The organism is Cobetia sp. UCD-24C (assembly GCF_001306765.1).
GTDB lineage: Bacteria > Pseudomonadota > Gammaproteobacteria > Pseudomonadales > Halomonadaceae > Cobetia > Cobetia amphilecti.
This window is the reverse complement of record NZ_LJTD01000005.1, coordinates 1-19206: the sequence shown is the minus strand read 5'-3', so window position 1 is coordinate 19206 and position 19206 is coordinate 1. Positions and strand designations below refer to the sequence as shown.

Annotated in this window: 13 protein-coding genes and 3 pseudogenes; 14 read left to right on the top strand and 2 right to left on the bottom strand. The window is 44.1% G+C overall.

Going from position 1 to position 19206, the window contains the following annotated elements:
• The first annotated feature begins 712 nt into the window (after positions 1 to 712).
• Complete coding sequence (locus AOG28_RS08780) at positions 713 to 1876, top strand: polysaccharide export protein (protein ID WP_235507003.1); 1164 nt, start codon at positions 713 to 715, stop codon at positions 1874 to 1876.
• A gap of 81 nt (positions 1877 to 1957) precedes the next feature.
• The gene (locus AOG28_RS17765; RefSeq protein ID WP_082388587.1) at positions 1958 to 4177 is read left to right on the top strand and encodes a polysaccharide biosynthesis tyrosine autokinase; all 2220 of its coding nucleotides are present in this window, start codon (positions 1958 to 1960) and stop codon (positions 4175 to 4177) included.
• 85 nt (positions 4178 to 4262) lie between these two features.
• Here the strand turns inward: AOG28_RS17765 and AOG28_RS08775 are convergent, their stop codons facing one another.
• Positions 4263 to 5279 carry an IS30 family transposase gene (locus AOG28_RS08775; protein ID WP_054556151.1) on the bottom strand — a complete coding sequence of 339 codons (1017 nt, stop codon included), beginning with the start codon at positions 5277 to 5279 and terminating at the stop codon, positions 4263 to 4265.
• 191 nt (positions 5280 to 5470) lie between these two features.
• Here AOG28_RS08775 and AOG28_RS17760 point away from each other — a divergent pair, with 191 nt between their 5' ends.
• Entirely contained in the window at positions 5471 to 6802 is a 1332-nt protein-coding gene (locus AOG28_RS17760; protein WP_082388585.1) for a lipopolysaccharide biosynthesis protein, read from the top strand.
• Between the two features lie 444 nt (positions 6803 to 7246).
• On the opposite strand, the pseudogene AOG28_RS08770 reads toward AOG28_RS17760, so the two are convergent.
• A pseudogene (locus AOG28_RS08770) lies at positions 7247 to 8243 on the bottom strand (IS30 family transposase).
• 174 nt (positions 8244 to 8417) lie between these two features.
• On the opposite strand from AOG28_RS08770, the gene AOG28_RS18195 reads away from it, so the two are divergent.
• The 11 genes and pseudogenes from AOG28_RS18195 to AOG28_RS08750 all read left to right on the top strand — a co-directional run.
• On the top strand, positions 8418 to 9419 hold the full coding sequence (locus AOG28_RS18195) for a hypothetical protein (RefSeq protein ID WP_152965386.1): 1002 nt from the start codon (positions 8418 to 8420) through the stop codon (positions 9417 to 9419).
• A 553-nt stretch (positions 9420 to 9972) separates the two neighbouring features.
• The gene (locus AOG28_RS17755) at positions 9973 to 10728 is read left to right on the top strand and encodes a sulfotransferase family 2 domain-containing protein (RefSeq protein ID WP_152965385.1); all 756 of its coding nucleotides are present in this window, start codon (positions 9973 to 9975) and stop codon (positions 10726 to 10728) included.
• Positions 10729 to 11796 (top strand): glycosyltransferase family 4 protein, encoded by a 1068-nt coding sequence (locus AOG28_RS17750; RefSeq protein ID WP_082388582.1) that lies wholly within the window; start codon positions 10729 to 10731, stop codon positions 11794 to 11796.
• A gap of 140 nt (positions 11797 to 11936) precedes the next feature.
• A pseudogene (locus tag AOG28_RS18685) lies at positions 11937 to 12656 on the top strand (IS30 family transposase); the annotation flags it as partial.
• Positions 12657 to 12745: 89 nt separating this feature from the next.
• On the top strand, positions 12746 to 12895 hold the full coding sequence (locus tag AOG28_RS18880) for a hypothetical protein (RefSeq protein WP_326998959.1): 150 nt from the start codon (positions 12746 to 12748) through the stop codon (positions 12893 to 12895).
• Positions 12896 to 13431: 536 nt separating this feature from the next.
• The gene (locus AOG28_RS18875) at positions 13432 to 13704 is read left to right on the top strand and encodes an integrase core domain-containing protein (protein WP_326998958.1); all 273 of its coding nucleotides are present in this window, start codon (positions 13432 to 13434) and stop codon (positions 13702 to 13704) included.
• 100 nt (positions 13705 to 13804) lie between these two features.
• Positions 13805 to 14626 (top strand): sulfotransferase domain-containing protein, encoded by an 822-nt coding sequence (locus tag AOG28_RS18190; RefSeq protein WP_152965384.1) that lies wholly within the window; start codon positions 13805 to 13807, stop codon positions 14624 to 14626.
• A 2-nt stretch (positions 14627 to 14628) separates the two neighbouring features.
• Entirely contained in the window at positions 14629 to 15741 is a 1113-nt protein-coding gene (locus tag AOG28_RS17745) for a glycosyltransferase (RefSeq protein WP_082388581.1), read from the top strand.
• A gap of 17 nt (positions 15742 to 15758) precedes the next feature.
• Positions 15759 to 17168, top strand: coding sequence for a mannose-1-phosphate guanylyltransferase/mannose-6-phosphate isomerase (locus AOG28_RS08755; RefSeq protein WP_054556150.1), 1410 nt, complete (start codon positions 15759 to 15761; stop codon positions 17166 to 17168).
• Between the two features lie 104 nt (positions 17169 to 17272).
• Positions 17273 to 18673: an undecaprenyl-phosphate glucose phosphotransferase gene (locus tag AOG28_RS17740; RefSeq protein WP_082388645.1), complete on the top strand. Its 1401-nt coding sequence runs from the start codon at positions 17273 to 17275 to the stop codon at positions 18671 to 18673.
• A gap of 312 nt (positions 18674 to 18985) precedes the next feature.
• A pseudogene (locus AOG28_RS08750) lies at positions 18986 to 19206 on the top strand (SLC13 family permease); the annotation flags it as partial.

Genomic DNA, 19206 nt, shown 5'->3' with positions numbered 1-19206 from the left:
GCTTAGCTAGAAGAGCTTCAGTGTTGGTAGAGCGATATGGATATATTTTGATTATTGACTATTTGGCTGAATTCAGTATCGCCATGGGGTAGCAGGTGCCTAGCACCAGAATTGGGCATTTCGATATTTTTTTAGGTTTCTTGCACCGTATTGTTTAGGTCTGGCTGCGCTGCCTTTAGCATATTCTGATATACCTTCACCTCGCTTGCGTGGTGATAGAGCGTAACTGTCCAATTTCTCACAAACACCGTACGCCGCAGTGGTGAACGGTACATAAATTGCTGGTACATGATTCTTGTTAGGACGTATTGATTCACATAAGGAAACAGGTGAATCCATCCTAAATAAGCAAAATTCCATCAAGATATCCATGTCAGGGCCTCAGGGATGCGCCGTCAACCACCCTGGGGCGGTAGCGTGCCCAAAATCAGGTCGCGCTGACGACAAGTTGATGGGGGCGGGGAGACACATCGCAGATCTTGCGCAATGCAGGTTAAAATCAGACAGCTCCCTGGCAGTCCTCGCGATTCACTCAGTGCATCCTCTCTCTACATTTTGTCCCTTCACCCTGACTAGCATGTCTGGATTCAGCTGCTGAAACCATTTTCGGTTGACGACTTTCTATTGACCACGTCGCGGCCTGGCCACGACGCCTTCTATCCTAGGGCAGCATGAGGCTGTCCATTCCATCTTGCAGTTTTCGGGGGTTTACATGATCAAGGTCACCATGTTTGGCAAGGGCTGTGCGATGTCGCCGCGCCCCCGCCTGGCAATGACCACCGCGCTGTTGATTGCCATGTTGTCTACCACGGCCTGCGCTTTCGCCCCCGGTGGCGATATGGACTATCAGACAGAAACGGCCCCGCTGGATGATGCATTTGAGATTAGGCCGATCACCTTCGGCATGGTAGATGCTCAGAATGACAGCCGTGGCCAGGGCCAGCGTGATAATAAACTGCTTGAGCAACAGCTGGCCGATTACGATTACCGCATCGGTCGCGGTGATGTGCTCAATATCATCGTATACGATCACCCCGAACTGACCATCCCTGCCGGCTCCGAACGCAGTGCCATCGAATCCGGCAATAGCGTTCACAGCGATGGCACCATCTTTTATCCCTACATCGGGCGCGTCAAAGCAGCGGGGCTGACGGTTAAGGAGCTGCGCGCCGTCATCGAGCGTCGCCTGTCTGGCTATATCGCTTCACCGCAGATCGATGTACAGGTGGCGGCATTCAAGTCGCAGAAGGTCTATGTCACTGGTCAGGTGCAAACACCGGGAGTTTTGCCGATCACCAACGTACCGCTGACCATCCTGGATGCCGTTAATCAGGCAGGCGGCCTGTCGCCGCTGGCCAACTGGCATAATGTGGTGCTGACGCGTCATGACAGTGATGAGCACTTCTCGCTTTATGACTTGCTACAAAACGGTGCACTGAGCAACAACCGTTTGCTGCGTGACGGCGATGTGTTGCACATCCCTGATGTCGGCAATCAGAAAGTCTATGTAATGGGGGAAGTGCAACTACCGGGTAGCCTAGCAATGGGCAATTCCCGTATTTCACTGACGGATGCTATTGCTCAGTCAGGTGGCATAGATGAAGGCCAGGCCGATGCCAAGGGTATCTTCGTGGTACGGCGTGCCGATACCAATACCGGCAAGCTGGCAACTATATATCAGCTGGATGCCCGCGATTCGGCAGCTTTAGTTATCGGTGCTGAATTCATGCTCCAGCCTTCTGATGTTGTCTACGTTACCGCCGCGCCGCTTAGTCGTTGGAACCGTGTCGTTAATCAGCTGCTACCAACATTGACGGCTGTCTACCAGGTCACACGTTCTGTAAGTGATTTTGATGATCTCCGTAATAATGATTGATTTAAAGCGCCTCATCAACTTGATTTATACCAATATTTTTCACTGGCTCCTGTCAGGGCCGAAGCACGCGAAGGTTTTTTCATGAGTCAGACGCCAAAAAATTTAGCTACAGGGGCAACCACGTCGGCCTCAGTCCAAGACAGCGATAATGGTGCAATTGATTTAGGGCGCTTGTTTGGTGTTCTGCTTGATCATAAGCACTGGATCATCGGTGTAACTGGGCTGTTTGGCATTATCGGTGTACTCTATGCATTACTTGCTTCACCTATTTATAAGGTAGACGCTCTGATACAGATTGATGATGCGCCTTCGACTAACCCCCTGGCAGATGTTAACTCATTGCTAGGTAAGGAGCCTCCATCTCAATCCGAAATTGAGATCATCCGTTCACGGATGGTGTTAGGTCGTGCGGTGGATCTACTTAATTTGGATATTACCGTTACACCTCAGCGTATTCCATTTCTGGGCGATTTTCTCGTTCGCAGCGGAGTAAAACGCCCAGACTATGCACAGGGTTGGGCAAGCACGTGGGCAGGGGAAAGTATTACCGTCAGTGAGATGCCAGTTGATGATGCTATGCTTGGTACTACTATCATTCTGCGAGTCCACGACAAAATGCATTACGAGCTCTTTTTGGAGGGTGAGTCGCTGGGCAATGGAATTGTAAATAAATTAAATAGCTTTGCTGGAGGGCTGCTTCATCTTCGTGTAACTTCTTTGAATGCTGCAAAAGGTGCTGAATTCGAGTTAACACATATCAGCCATATGCAGGCCATCGAAGATTTACGCGAATCATTTTTAGTATCAGAACAGGGTGAGGAAACCGGTATCCTATCATGGTCGATGACGGGTGAGCAGCCGCAAGTACTCCAGCGTACTTTGAATACAATCGCGGATATATATTATTCGCAGAATGTTCAGCGGCAGAGTGAAGAAGCACGCAATAGCCTCGAGTTTCTCGATAACCAGGTGCCCAAGATACGCGCTCAGTTGAATGAAGCTGAGACGCGTTTGAACGAGTTCAGAGCTTCACGTGACAGCGTAGATCTCTCGCTGGAAACACAATCTGTACTAGAGCGTATCGTCAACCTGGAAGCCCAAATTAATCAACTGGAGCTGACAGAGGCTGAAATCGCCAAGCGTTATACACCAAGTCATCCGACTTATGCAGCATTGCTGGAAAAAAAATCACAACTGCACCGTGAGATGAATAAGCTGAATGCACAGGTGAAAGACCTTCCGGAAACTCAGCAAGAAGTGTTGCGCCTTACACGTAGCGTCGAAGTGACTCAAGCTATCTATGTTCAATTGCTGAATAAAGTACAGGAAATGGAAATTGCTAAGGCTAGTACGGTGGGTAACGTCCGTATTTTAGACGATGCTGGGATTTTGCCACAGCCTGTCAAGCCAAAGAAAGCCATGATCATATTGATTACTACTTTGATCGGGGGCATGCTAGCCATAGGTGGAGTTTTGCTTCGTTCAGCCTTTCATCGTGGGGTAGAAGCTGCAGATCAAATCGAGGATTTGGGCCTGTCGGTATATTCCTCTGTTCCGCTCTCTGATGAACAAAACTTGCTTGTTAAGCATGTTCGAAGTGGTAGCAGTAAGTATTCCAAGAAAGTGAACGTGGGAATCCTAGCCGAACGAGCTCCAACCGATATAGCGATAGAAGCAATGCGGGGTCTACGTACCAGCCTGCACTTTGCGATGCTCGAGGCAACTAATAATTGCCTGATGATCACTGGTCCTAGCCCTGGGGTGGGGAAGAGCTTCCTGAGCACCAACCTCGGAGCCGTCTGCGCACAAGCAGGTCAGCGCGTACTAATCGTCGACGCAGATATGCGTAAAGGACATATTCACGAGTCCTTTGGCCATAAAAGTAAAAATGGACTGTCCGATCTCTTATCTAATAAACAAAAAACTGATAATGTTTTACGTGACACCACAATAAGCGGTCTTTCATATATATCGCGGGGTATAGCGCCACCAAACCCTTCCGAATTATTGATGAATTCCAACTTTACTCAGTTGCTTAAAGAATGGAGTCAACGGTTTGATCTTGTGATTATCGATACGCCACCGGTGCTGGCGGTGACTGATCCTACTATAGTGGGAAGACAGTGCGGTACTACCCTGATGGCCGTGCGTTTCGAATTAAATACTGCTAAAGAAATCACGGTGGCACGTCAGCGTCTACAATCTGCTGGTGTAGATGTAAAAGGATGTATTTTAAACGCTGTTGAGCGCAAAGCTGCTACTAGCTATGGGTATGGATATTATAATTACTCCTATAAATGATATATTTATACATTTAGTTAATATTACCTTAAGGTCTGAATTATAGTGATAAACCAGAGCGGATGCAGGCTCTGAGTGCAACGCCCTATTGAATTGAGGGTGGTGCTTCATTGTGCTTAGTCATCAGTTCATTCATCACCTCGATAGGGCATTTGAAGTCGAAGCGTTTTCGAGGCCGCATATTCAGCTCGAAGGCAATGGCATCCAGCTCTTCCTGACGGGTCAGTGACAGATCCGTTCCCTTAGGGGGGGACTGGCGAATCAGGCCATGGATATTCTCGTTGTTGCCTCTTTGCCAAGGGCTATGAGGATCACAAAAGTAGATGGCGACGCCAGTATTTTGCGTGATAGCGGCATGCCTGGCCATTTTTCGCCCTTGGTCATATGTCAGAGTTTTTCGTGCTGCCAACGGCATTCGGTTCAGGGCGGCACTGAAGCCCTCTACAGCAGAAGTCGCGGTCGCATCATGCATCTTTGCCAGTATCAAGTATCCGCTACTGAGCTCTACAAGAGTGCCCACCGCTGAGGCATTTCCTTTGCCCTTGATCAGGTCGCCTTCCCAATCCCCCGGCATCTCGCGTTTGTCCACCTCGGGCGGACGAAGGTGAATGCTGACCATGTCGGGGATCTGACCTCGACGATCCGTCTCACCACGGCGAGGCTTACGCGTACTTTTTCCGTGCCGCAGGCAATGGATGAGCTCTTTGCGCAGTTGCCTAGCCGGCAGTGCATAGATTGCGGTGTGAAGTGTCTCGCGACAGACGTAGGCGTCTTCAAGTTTAGGCAGGTTCATGTGTCGCAGCTTGCCGGCGATCTGCTCTGGAGACAAGTAGCGCCGAAGAAGGTACTCAACAAGCCTGAACCGCTCGCTATCGATGGTTAACTTTCGTTTGGGCCGGCAAAAGCGCCGACGCTTGAGTCGTGACGCTTGCGCGCGTTCAGCCCGGTAGTCGTCACCCAAGATACTATTTCGGCGAATTTCTCGGCTGATAGTGGAGGGGGAGCGACTCAGGCATCTAGCAATGTCTCGAAGGCTCAAGCCTTGAGAGAGGCAAACCTGGATAGTGGCACGATCGGTAACGCTGAGTTCTGAGTATGACATGAGCGCAATACCTTACAGGTAAGCTCAGGTGTCGCACTCAGAATCTGCGGCCAAGAGGAGATTATGTGGTTATTTTGAATCTGTGGCGAAGCTTTATTTAGTCATGTTTGGCTATTTTGATTAATGTTGTATCGCTGAAGTCGGTTGCTATTAGATGATTTACTCAATCCTATTTAGTTGATGGAGTGGTAATGTCGTTGTCTCAATATCTAGAGCGCTTCAAGAGCGAAATAATTACTGCTTTAGCAAAAACATTCATCGCCCGCGGTATTGCCGCGGTTGGCGGCTTAATGTTAGTTATTGTTTTAGGACGTTTGTATGGCACATCTGGCGTTGGCATATTCGCTTTAGCCCAAAGTATCTATATTGGGGCGGGCATTTTAGGCCGTTATGGTATGGATAATACCTTGGTACGGTATGTTGGCCAGAACCATAAATCTTCCGCTATTATGCATTACTTGCGGTGGGCTATGGGTACATGCGTAGTGCTTAGTATAATAGCAGCCATATTTATTTATCTTTTACGTCATCACTTTGCAGCTTGGTTCGGAGTACCTATACTGAGTGGAGTATTGCCAGGTTTTGCTATAGCCATACCTGCCTTTACTTTGTCTTTTGTACTTGGTGGATTTATGAAAGCAATTCGTAAGCCTGCTACGGCTTGCTTATTAGAGAATGGTAGTATCTCACTAGTAGCGAGTGGAATAATCGTAGGACTATATATTTATACTCCAGTGGATATTACTAATGCTGGATGGGCAATGGCAATTGCTGCTTGGTTGGTATTAGGGCAGGGTGTTTACCAAGCCCGGCGTTGGTTCTCTAAGCAGGAGCTACAAGTTGAGGCTAAAATCCCAGTTTCACGTCAAGAGTTTTCCTTAAGCTCTCAAGCATTTTTTATAATGAGCTTGGCACAATTCATGCAACAAGTGCTAGGTATATTAATTGCTGGCTGGTTGCTAAGCAGTGATGACTTGGGGATATTCCGTGCAGCAGAACGCACAGCGTTTTTAATTACGTTTATTTTGCTGGTGATCAATGCTGTATTCCCTCCACGTTTTGCAAGTCTTTACCGACAAAATGATCTAGATGGCCTAAACATACTAGCACGTAAGGGAGCTCTTTTAGGCTTGGCTCTAGCTGCCCCAATGCTTGTATTATGCTTAGTAGTACCTCACTGGGTGTTGGGAGTATTCGGGAAGGAATTTACTGAAGGTGCTAACTTGCTACGTATTATTGCATTAGCACAGCTTGTGAATGTAGCTACTGGCTCAGTTGGGTTTCTACTAAATATGACTGGACATGAAAAATTGATGCGAAATATTTCTTTAAGCTGTAATGCTTTAGGGCTTGCCATGTTTTTTATTCTTATTCCACTGCTTGGTTCTTTAGGAGCTGCGCTAGCGCTAGCAATAGTCTTAGTACTGCAAAACTTGATCGCACTGATTTTCGTGTGGCGCAAGTTAGGAATTTGGATGCTTCCGATTCCTAATATTCTTATATGGGTAGCCGTCGACCATTAGTAGTTAGATGTTTAGTTTTGCCTAATTGACTATAGTCCGAGCAAATAGTCCCTGCCGTTCGGCACGCTATTCCTCTATTGCGATAATAGGTATCTTGTGATGTATACCTCACGGAGAATATAGTGCTTGGATAGTCAGTAATAACGCTCGGGTGTCTATTCTAACCCCCCTCACTTGACCCATAACGCCCGCTCGTCAACATATCAGCGATACGGTCATTGAAGCGCTCCACCTTACTGTTTGTTTGGGGTCTAGCTGGTTTGGTTAGTCGAGGCTCAATACTACGGTTCTTACATTTCTGATCGAAAAGGTCCTGTCAGTTGGGTCGCCGTTCAAAACCCAGGGTGATGCGTCAGTAAATAATTTCCCATTGTCATTAAGCGCAATTTAAAGCTGATAAGGTTACTGTTACAGTGGGCGGATGCAGGCTCTGAGTGCAACACCCTATTGAATTGAGAGTGGTGCTTCATTGTGCTTTGTCATCAGTTCATTCATCACCTCGATAGGGCATTTGAAGTCGAAGCGTTTTCGAGGCCGCATATTCAGCTCGAAGGCAATGGCATCCAGCTCTTCCTGACGGGTCAGTGACAGATCCGTTCCCTTGGGGAGGTACTGGCGAATCAGGCCATTGATATTCTCGTTGCTGCCTCTTTGCCAAGGGCTATGAGGATCACAAAAGTAGATGGCGACGCCAGTATTTTGCGTGATAGCGGCATGCTTGGCCATTTCTCGCCCTTGGTCATATGTCAGAGTTTTTCGTGCTGCCAACGGCATTCGGTTCAGGACGGCACTGAAGCCCTCTACAGCAGAAGTCGCGGTCGCATCATGCATCTTTGCCAGTATCAAGTATCCGCTACTGAGCTCTATAAGGGTGCCAACCGCTGAGTCATTGCCTTTGATTAGATCGCCTTCCCAATGCGCAGGCATCTCGCGCTTGTCCACCTCGGGCGGGCGAAGGTGAATACTGACCATGTCGGGGATCTGACCTCGACGGTCCGTCTCACCACGCCGAGGCTTACGCGTACTTTTGCCTTGCCGCAGGCAATGGATGAGCTCTTTGCGCAGTTGCCCATCCGGCAGCGCATAGATGGCGGTGTAAATCGTCTCGCGACAGACGTAGGCATCTTCAAGCTTGGATAAATTCATGTGTGGAAGCTTGCCGGCGATCTGCTCAGGAGACAAGTAGCGGCGAAGAAGGTACTCGACAAGCCTGAACCGCTCACTACCGATGGAAAGCTTACGCTTGGGCCGGCAAAAGCGCCGACGCTTGCGCGCGTGCAGCTCGGTAGTCGTTGCTCGGCTCACTATTTCGGCGAATTTCGCGGCTGATAGTGGAGGGAGAACGACTCAGGCATCGAGCAATGGCTCGGAGGCTCAGGCCTTGAGAGAGACAAACCTGGATAGAGGCACGATCGGTAACGTTGAGTTCTGAGTATAACATGAGCGCAATACCTTACAGGGAAGCTCAGGTGTTGCACTCAGAATCTGCGGCTAAGTTGTATAACCATCATTTCGTTTGTTGGGAAAATAAGTTTTTATATTTAGGTAAATTCATGTTTTATTGGTTGACGATGTATCAAAATTTTTTAATAGTGTTATTGCCGGTRATATTTAAATGAAAAACTTTATAGTAAATCCCCACAACATCTCATTATCAAACAAGGGAAACAATGATATTAGATTGATTGCATTTTCTTTTATCATAAGCGTGGTTTATTTTACCCTAGAAGCTTATTTGTTTCCAACACAATTTCGTCCAGATGAGCAAAAAGCAAGAGATTTTTTTTCACTACTCATCGTAGGTCGAAGCTTTGATATCGAAGCCGAGCCTATTATTAGATTAGTTCTTTTCTCATTTAATATAATAATAGTGGCTTTTCTCTTTTGTTTAAAGCTAATAGATAAAAGAACAATGTTATTAGGTGCAAGTTGGCCATTAACAATATTTATGTTTTCAAAAATCTACTGGGAGTTTTATGTTTTTCCATTGTATTTGATAAAAATAAATACAACGCTTAGAGAAGAATATTTTGTCCTCGTTGCGATTGCGGTACTGTACGCGTTCACAAGTGAGGCAAATTTATTGGTCTTCCTTGCATTTCGTTGCGTTCTTTTCGCGCAGAAAATAGGACTAAAACTGATTGCACCTTTAGGGTTTATAGCATTAGGTGCAATTATAAGTCTTTCATTTGAAAGTGGACTGCATAAATATGTACCATTTATAGGAAGCGAATTGGAGAGGTTTGCTTGGACACGTGAAGTGGCAAACCCAGAGTATAGTGTTTTCGAAACAATAGCCGTATTTTTATCAAGCATGCATTTTTTCACATTGCATACTGGTCTATGGTGGATTGATCTAATATTCACTCTAACCATTATTTCAGTAGTCGTTCTTAAATCACCATTGTCGATTACAAAATTTACCGCACAGCCCGAAATATTAGCATTTATAAGTGTGTTGCTTACAATGACTGAGATCACACATGTTTTCCAGAATGCTAGATATTATCTTTTCTTTATACCTGTTATGGCATTAATGGTAAGTGAGAAGACAATTGGCATTTTGGCTTGGATTGGCTTGTTACATGTAATATTGAAATCTTTCGAGGCTCTTTAGTATTTAATTAATTAACGATTTGACTAAGAGTGAAATCGTTATTCCTAGTAGATGCGTGCTATTCGCAGGATATAGGTATTTATCTGAAGATTAGATTAATTCAATCTGCGAAGACGCTCAAGCGTTAATAAGTGTATAAAAAGAAGCTTCCTTTACGATTCTCGCCGTGCTTATTGATAACGAGTATCAATTACTAATTGTTTCACGGTGAGCGGGGAATCATTACTTGGGAACGCCATCTTACTGATCAGGAGTGTCAAAGCCATAGCGTCGAGCATCGATCGATCGAACCAGGCAGACGAACGGGATAGTGGAACGTTTCAATAGGTGTAACTGTGATGTGCTGGCGATTCGGGGCTGTGAATCATGTGAGGATTTGGAACAGATTCTCGAGCATTATTGCTGCCTGTACAACAACCACGCTCTTCAGTAAGCCTGGTATGACAAGGTAGCAATCGGTATGGTGAAGTATTGACAAGTCGAAAGCTCGAACTATTACACCTAGTTTGTAATTAATCAGATGGAACCTGACAATTTATGAGAGGATTTAGCTTTGGGTATCATTACTAGACATATCGTTGATAAATTACCATCAGGATTTTTACATGAGTTGAAGTATATACGTAGTAAATATGCTGGTCAGCAATACGATCCAGTAGAAGTTTTCTATATGCCTAGTAGCGATATGGCATACGTTGTTAATCCTAAAGTTGCTTGTTCTAGTATAAAAAGCGCGCTAATGGCTTCTAATGGCGTGCATGTTAATACAGCTTGCTATCATGACATACATGCACAAGCCAGAAAAATGGGCTATATCTATAAAAATAAAATCCCCTATGGAAAAGAGACATTTTCTGTTGTTAGAAATCCATTTGATCGAATACTATCATTATATATAAATAAATTCGTTGTTGTTCGTTCTAGTTCACATGATAATTTTGAATATAAAAACTACAAAGGAGGTGTTTTTTATCCAGAAATGAGTTTTGATGAATTTTTAGAAGTAATAGTTGATATACCTGATCTCATGTCTGAAAAACATTTTAAGGCTCAAAATAAAATTCTCTATAACGACGATATAAAAGTAGACCATGTCTTTAAAATTGAAGAAATTAAAATTTTTATTGATACTGTCAAACGTTGGTATCCAAATTTTAGTTTGCCACATGCTAATAAAGGTAAAAAAATAGAAAAAGAAAATTATTGGAATAAGAAGAATTTATTACTCATCGGTGATAGATATTCAGATGATTTAGAGTATTTTGGTTATCACGATGATCTTGATTTACTTTTGAAGAGATATACATAAATGGAACCAAAAAAGATTTTACTAAGAAGCTCTGGTGTGCTTGGATGGAAAACCCATAATAATAAGATAAAACGTGATTTAATGCATCAAAATGTAAACATTACTGAGACTCCTTATGAGCCAAAGCTACATCATAAGCTGTTAATAAAACCCTATGGAAGAAGTTTTAGTAACTTTAGAATTCCTCTAGTCTCACCAGCTAAAATGTCAAATTTTCTTTCGAAAGGTAGTAAAGATAGTGTAGAGTACGATGTTATTTATGCAGCTTCTCACATCGGATTGGGTGGCTATGAACATATGAAAGCGAGAAAAATAGTAACATGCGATGCGTGCATTCCTTCCGTTATTGATAGTTTTGGTGCAAAATATTTTAATGAAAACGATATTTCTTATGAGAAGCATTTACTGAGTTTGGCCGATAAAATTTTCTGTATGTCACACTGGACTTATAAAGGATTAGAGAAACATTATCCAGAGGTAATTAATTCGTGTGAAATTTTACCAAGTTATATTCCAGATCCCGTAATTGGAAATATATCGGAAAAGAAGAATGCTAAAATTGAATTAGGTTATAAAGAGCAAGATTTTATAGTTGCTTATATATCTAATTCTTACAAAAGAAAAGGAGGTGGTATAGTAAAAGATTTGATCTCGAAGCATAACGCTGTAGAGTGGATGGTTTTCGGCTCTAGTTCAAAGAATTTTGGGAATAATCATAATCTATTAAAAATGCCTTATATCGAAAACAGTGTATTGCTAAATAAATATTTGAAAGCAGCCGATTGCTTAGTATTACCATCTTTTGTAGATATGGCCCCACACGTTTTAGGTGAAGCTGTTTCTGCAGGCTGTGCATTAGTGACAACTAATGTTGGCGGGTTACCAGAAGTATGTATTAATAATTACAATGGCTATACTGTGAATGATTTGCAAAGTATGTCCGAAAAAATAAAATTTTTATCAGAAGATAGATCGCTCTTAGAGAATTTTCAAAATATGTCTTTGTTAATGGCAACGGAAGCAAACTTAAAGCAGGAAGAAGTTATTACACGTGAGATATTATCTTAATGTTTTTACCCACTTTAACTAACATTTACTATGGTAATATCAACCACGCTTATAATTATCAAAAAATTGAGCGGATCAAAAGTGGGCTCGGCTGCAGATTCTGAGTGAAACACTTGGGCTCACTGTAAGGTATTGTGCTCATGCCACACTCAGAACTCAGCATTACCGACCGTGCCACTATCCAGATTTGCCTCTCTTAAGACTTGAGCCTTCGACCCATTGCTCGATACCTAAGTCGTTACCCTTCCGCTATCAGCCGCGGAATTCTTCGAAATAGTGAGTTGGCAACGGCTACTAGGCTTAACGCCGGCAAGCTGCGTCACAACAAGCTACCCAAGCTTGAAAATGCCTACGTCTGTCTCGAGACGATTTATAATGCCATCTATGAGTGTCGTTTGGGCAACTGCGTAAAGAGCTCATCCATTGTCTGAGGCACGGAAAAAGTACGCGTAAGCTTCGCCGTGGCGAGACGAACCGGCGAGAGCAGATCCCCGACTTGGTTAGCATTCCCCTCCGTCCACCCGAGGTCTCAAAGCGCGAGATGCCGGGGCATTGGGAGGACGTCCTGATTAAAGGTTAAAGGCAAAGGCATGGCCTCAGAGGTTAGCATTCTTGTAGAGCTCAGCAGCAGATACTTGCATAATGCTACTGTGATTTCTGCCGTAGAAGGTTTCAGCGTCGCCCTAAACAGAATACCGTTGGCAGCACGAAAGACTTTGACGCATTAATAGGGGGGAGAAGTGACCAGGCATGCTGCAAGCACGCAAAATACTGGTGTCGCCATCTACTTCTGTGATCCTCATAGCCCTTGGCAAAGAGGCAGCAATGAAAATATCAATGGCCTGATTCGCTACTACCTGTAGGGTGCCGGATGATCGGATTTCACAACGAAGCTATCCTTTGTTAGCCTCTCGTGAGCTCATCAAGCAATTGATTCAGGAAAAGCTTCATGGACATCAAGCTGCATAAGCAAGCGACGACGACACCGAAAATTCGTGCCGACATCCAAGCAGCTCCTGTCGGCATGACCAACAAAGATCTCGCTTGTCAGTTTGGGGGGCTGCGTCTTAACCTTCTAGTGCTGGCATTATCGCGATAATGTCTAGTATTGTTCCTACACGCGCCGTAACCTACTGTCGACTCTGACCTCAGAACATGAATAGATGCTCATCGCCGCTCGTGAACTGTAAGGCTTGGAGCTCGATGATTTACTTGTCGTTGCTCGTGAATTCCTGAACACCTGAACACCTGAACACCTGACCTCCGAGCTGTCACACTTCGCGCTTCAATGCATGCTCAAACGACCTGATATGCCGACTCTCGCCAAGCTGGCGCGGCGAGACTCGAAAGACCTGAGAAGCCCACATATCGTCCTTTCAAATATTATTAGCCCGGATCTATTCACATTGATATCAAGTATTTACCGTAAATACCTTACGAGGATTAGATGTGTTATCTCTATGTCGCGGTTGATCGTGCCATTCGATGGATTTATGTGGTTACCAGACCACTTCAATTTGCAAAGGACGTCCGGGTGTTCATGCAGCGTGTAGAAGAGAAGGCGCTTTTTACAATTCGAACCGTGCTTATGAACAAGGTTAGATCTTTTATTGATCGCTTCATGGTAGGTGGAGAATGCTTGCCCGGTGGGTATCACCTTTTCGATCAGGAATGTCAATGTCGGAGGCATGGATTGAACTTCGACTGATCAATCTAGGCAAATCCCAAGTGAACGGAATGGTGGAGAGTTTCAATGGGAGTATCAGCGATGTGTTGGCGACTCGGCGCTATGACTCAAGTGAAAATTTAGAACAGATACTCGAGCATTATTGCTGTCTCTATAACTACCATCTTCCTCAGAAGGCATTTCACCATAAGGTGTCTATAGCAGTAATAAAGGAATGGTAGGTCGTGCGATCGTAGCTATTTACTCAAGCTGAAATCAAACAGAAGTCCCCCACAGATAGCAATCAATCTAAACTATACTTACATAAGCATTGAGGTAAAAATGCAAGACTTGTATCCTACTCACATTTTTTTAGGACCTGATAAGACAGGTTCATCATGGTTATTTAACACTCTACTTGCACATCCTGAAGCATTCGTACCACCTGCTAAAGATTTGTATTATTTTGATAAATATTACAGTAGGGGCGCGAAATGGTATACCGGTCATTTTTCTAGATCGTACGGTTATAAAGCTGTAGTTGACATTTCTCATGACTACTTAATGTCCAGCCAAGCTCCTAAGAGAATTAAGCAAGATTTACCCGAGGCTAAATGCTTTGTTTTTGCGCGAAACCCAGTCGAGAGGTCGATATCACACTATCAGTACTTGAGAAAAAGCGGTATTATTAACTGTGGATTTATTGACGCCATTAAAATCCGACCAGATATTATTAGTAATAGTCTTTATAGTCATCATCTTTCTAAGTATGAGCATGAGTTTGGTGAGAGTATCAAAGTATTAAATTTTGAGGATTTGAAATCAAACCCGGAAAAATTCGCGAGTGAAGTTTTTTCATATCTAGGGATTTCTTATATTGGCGATTCAATAGCTGGTAAGGAACGAGCTGCGAGTGAACCAAGAAGCTATTATCTTTCAAAAGCAATAAAGAACTCTGCTTTACTCGCACGTGATATAGGGCTTGAGAATTTAATTGGCCACATAAAGAATAGTGATTTGGTTAACAGTATTCTTTATAAGAAACTGCCTCGATCCTATGGCAAAAGTTTAAAAGACGAATACTCCGTGTACTTGCTAGATAACTATTTCGGAAATGAAATAGAAATTATGCAGGAAAAATATTATATTAATTTGGGTTCGTAATAATGACAGATAAGAAAATTGCTATTATTCATTATTGGTTTATTAGCTGGCGTGGTGGAGAAAAGGTAGTAGAGTCTCTACTTAAAATCTATCCGAATGCTGATGTTTATACACACATTTTGGCTGGTAAAGATTGTGTCAATGCTTTAAAAAACCATAATGTTCATCAGACTTTTGTCTCTAGATTACCTTGGGCAAAAAAGCATTATCAAAAATATTTACCCATTATGCCCTTGGCATTAGAGCAATTAGACCTTCGTAAGTATGATGTTGTAATATCTAGTGAGTCGGGCCCAGCTAAAGGCGTGTTGATTAACCCTAATGCTCTTCATATCTGCTATTGCCACTCTCCAATGCGTTATCTATGGGATATGTATCAAGACTATCGAGAAACAGCTGGGTGGTTCACTAAAAAGTTAATGCCATTGTTAACCCACTATTTAAGAATGTGGGATCAGAATTCAGCTAACCGAGTCGACTTCTTTATTGCTAATTCAGACTTCATTCGTCGCCGTATTAATAAGACTTATCGGCGTGATGCAGAAGTTATCTATCCACCCGTAGCGGTCGAAGATTTTACTTTCCAAGCCGAGAAAGATGACTACTACTTGATGCTAGGACAGTTGACCTACTATAAACGTGCTGATCTTGCCGTAGATGCTTTCGCTGAGCGCCCTGACAGACGGCTGGTTGTGATCGGAGAGGGGGAGCTTCTTGAAGAGCTCAAGAAACGCAACCTACCGAATGTTGAGTTGATGGGGCGTCAACCCTTCAGTGTAGTTAAAGAACACTTAGAGAATTCCAAAGCCCTCATCTTTCCGGGTGTAGAAGACTTTGGTATTGTTCCCGTGGAAGCTATGGCTTGTGGAACTCCGGTTATTGCCTTTGGAAGAGGGGGAGTATTAGAAACGGTTAAAGATGGTGTGACCGGAGTACATTTCTCAGAACAGACGACAGAAAGTCTGCTCCAAGCTATTAAAGACTTTGAGGAATGGGAACCCCGCATGGAGCGTGCCTTTCTTCGTGCCCATGCTGAAACCTTTAGTGATAAAGTGTTTAGCGCCAAAATGCAAGAATTTATTGAGCAGAGATGGAACGAAGATCATCTTCATTAATTTCCAGGAGGGTAGAAATGTCACTTATTCAGCCAGTATTGATGGCCGGCGGAAATGGCACTCGTCTTTGGCCATTATCACGTCAGCTTAGACCTAAGCAATTTTTGTCTCTCCATGATGATAATACTATGCTTCAGAATACCCTCACTCGCTTGGAGGGGCTGAAGCAACATCCTGCAATTGTCATCTGTAATGAGGAACATCGCTTCCTGGTTGCCGAGCAGTTGCGTCAAGTTAGCGCTAATAGTGCACGTATACTCTTGGAACCAATGGGGCGTAACACCGCTCCTGCTATTGCGTTAGCAGCATTGGCTGCAACGGATCAAGAGGAAGATCCTTTATTGTTGGTGTTGGCTGCCGACCACTTGATTCAAGATATTGATAAATTCCACAACAGCATCGCTCACGCTATTCCTCTTGCCGAAGAGGGGCATCTAGTAACTTTCGGTATAGTACCGTCTCATGCTGAAACAGGGTATGGTTATATCCAACAAGGACAAGAGATGGGTAAGGGGTTCAAAGTCAAGCGCTTCGTCGAAAAGCCAGATGGCGCTACCGCAGCAACGTATCTGGCCAGTGGTGAATACTTATGGAACAGTGGCATGTTCCTTTTCCGCGCGAGCCTCTACTTGGCTGAATTGGAAGAACATCAACCGAAGATGCTTAATGCTTGTCGTGCTGCTATGGCCGTTACTGCTGATGATCTTGACTTTACCCGGGTCAACGCCGAGGCTTTTGCCCAATCGCCGAATGAATCTATCGATTACGCGGTAATGGAGAAGACTGACAAAGCTGTAGTTGTGCCGTTGGACGCGCGGTGGAGCGATATTGGTTCCTGGTCCTCGCTATGGGATGTCAGTGACAAGTGCGGTGCCGGTAATAGCTACCATGGCGACGTATTACATGAGGATACTCACAATACTTTGGTTTGGTCTGAAAATCGTCTGGTAGCCACGGTAGGTGTCGAGGACTTGGTGATTGTTGAGACCAAGGATGCTGTATTGGTAGCTCATAAAGACAAGGCTCAAGATGTAAAGAAAATCGTTCAGCAGCTAAAAGAACAGGAACGTCCAGAGTTCAAGAATCACCGTGAGGTCTATCGGCCTTGGGGTATTTACGATTCGTTAGCTACTGGTAATCGCTACCAGGTCAAGTGCATTACCGTCAAGCCGGGAGCAAAGCTATCTGTCCAGATGCACCATCACCGTGCAGAACACTGGGTAGTAGTCTCCGGCACAGCTGAAGTTACTAATGGAGAAAAAACCTACTTGGTGACAGAGAACGAATCTACCTATATCCCTATTGGGCAAGTGCATGCTTTGCAGAACCCTGGGGTGATTCCACTTGAGTTGATAGAAGTGCAATCAGGTTCGTATCTTGGAGAAGACGATATTGTTCGCTATAAAGATAATTATGGTCGTGCTTGAATCAGTGTGATACATCTTTTATAAGTCTTATGATATTTGCTCGAGCATAACTACAAGAAATTTTACTCACCACTATTTGCTGGTTTCAAGGGGAATATATGAACATGTCAGTCACTAATGGTAGAGTAAAAACTCTATCTAATCATCGTTGGTTAATAAGCTTTTCTGCTCGTATTTCTGATATAGCCAGTACTCTTTTATCGGGTTATATCTGTTATGCCGTTTTTTTGAACAACTGGAATATAACCGAAAGATATATGTTGGGCACGGTTGTAGGGGGCTTGCTTGTTTCTGCTGTTATTCCTAATCTAGGCGTTTATCGCACATGGCGAGGACGTGTTCTTAGTCCGTTATTATTCAAGTTGATGATGGGGTATTTTATTGTAGCCCTGATATTTACAAGTCTGCTATATTTGTCAGGCTTTGGCGAGTATTTTTCCCGGTTGTGGCTTGTATCTTGGTTCATATTAGCCTTCATGGGGTCCCTTTTAGTTAGAGGTTTTACCTATCCGGTTATAAATTATTTTCGACTCACTGGTCGTAATCGGCGACAGGTGGTATTGGTAGGCGACGCCCACTCATGTGCTACGGCAGCAGCTCATCTTAATGCTGAACCTACGGCTGGATTTGATATTGCTCAAATTTACTTGGTTAGTAACGATGTAATGAGCGAGTTATCTGATATGGGTCTGAATTGGCGTACTTATACCGCTGATAGGATACATGAGATAGAAACTGATGAAGTATGGATTTGCCTGCCGTTATCTCGCGGTAACCAAGTTAAAGAAATCATTTCTAGCCTCGGTTTGACAGCCGCTAATGTACGATATATGCCTGATATGCGTGATTTTCGCCTGATTAATCACGATATATGCAATGTTGCTAATCTATACTTGCTCAATATGAGCTGTTCGCCGATATCTGGATCATCTCGTTGGATCAAGGCCATCGAAGATCGTCTAATTTCTGCCTTGATACTATTAGCAATTTCACCTGTTATGTTGTTATTGGCAGTTGGCGTAAAGCTATCCTCTCCTGGGCCAATCTTTTATCGCCAAGAGCGTGTAAGCTGGAATGGCAAGCCATTCAATATGCTTAAGTTTCGCTCTATGCCTGTTAACTCTGAAGCCAATGGCGTCCAGTGGGGTGGTGCAAAGAACAAAACGAATACCAAGTTTGGATCTTTCATTCGTAGCACTAGCTTAGATGAACTTCCCCAGTTTATTAATGTTCTCCTGGGAGATATGTCTATCGTCGGCCCTCGCCCTGAACGTACAATCTTCGTCGATCAGTTCAAACATGAAATACCAGGCTACATGCAAAAGCACCTAATGAAAGCAGGGATTACCGGTTGGGCACAAATTAATGGTTGGCGCGGTGATACAAATTTGGAAAAGCGTGTAGAGTGTGATTTATGGTATATAGAACAGTGGTCGGTAATGCTTGATTTAAAAATAATCTTCTTGACTATATTCAAAGGGTTTATTAATAAAAACGCATGCTAAATTTTGTATGTTAGCTGCTCTGTGGATTCTGGTTATCAGCTTGATATAGCTTGTGGCAATCTCAACCCCCCCCATCGCTACGATGGGGGATTGTGATTTAGTAACCATCCTTTAAAACGTAAATAATACTGCTGGCATTAGTGTACTCGTCTCTATATCAAGTTCTTGTTCCAACTATAGTGATGAGTTGATAGCAGTGCACCAAAATGGCTAATCAAATTCTCTATCATGTCTCACTAGTAAGCGTGAAAAGCATTGATGAGAAGCACCAAGATGCCAAGGGATCGCTAGTAGATGGAAATCGCGCAGCACATGGATGCTTTTGTCACCCTGGTGGTGACGGTAGGAGTGTTGGCAGGGCTTGTCTGGAATCGTTGGCCGGCGGAGTGGCTGATGATGGCCGCTGCCGTGTCGTTGATTCTGCTGGGCGTCATTTCTCCAGCGACCTTCCTGGCCGGCTTCGCCAATCCGGGCATCATGACCATCGGCGCGCTTTTCGTGGTCGCCGCCGGCGTGCAGGAAACCGGGGCGCT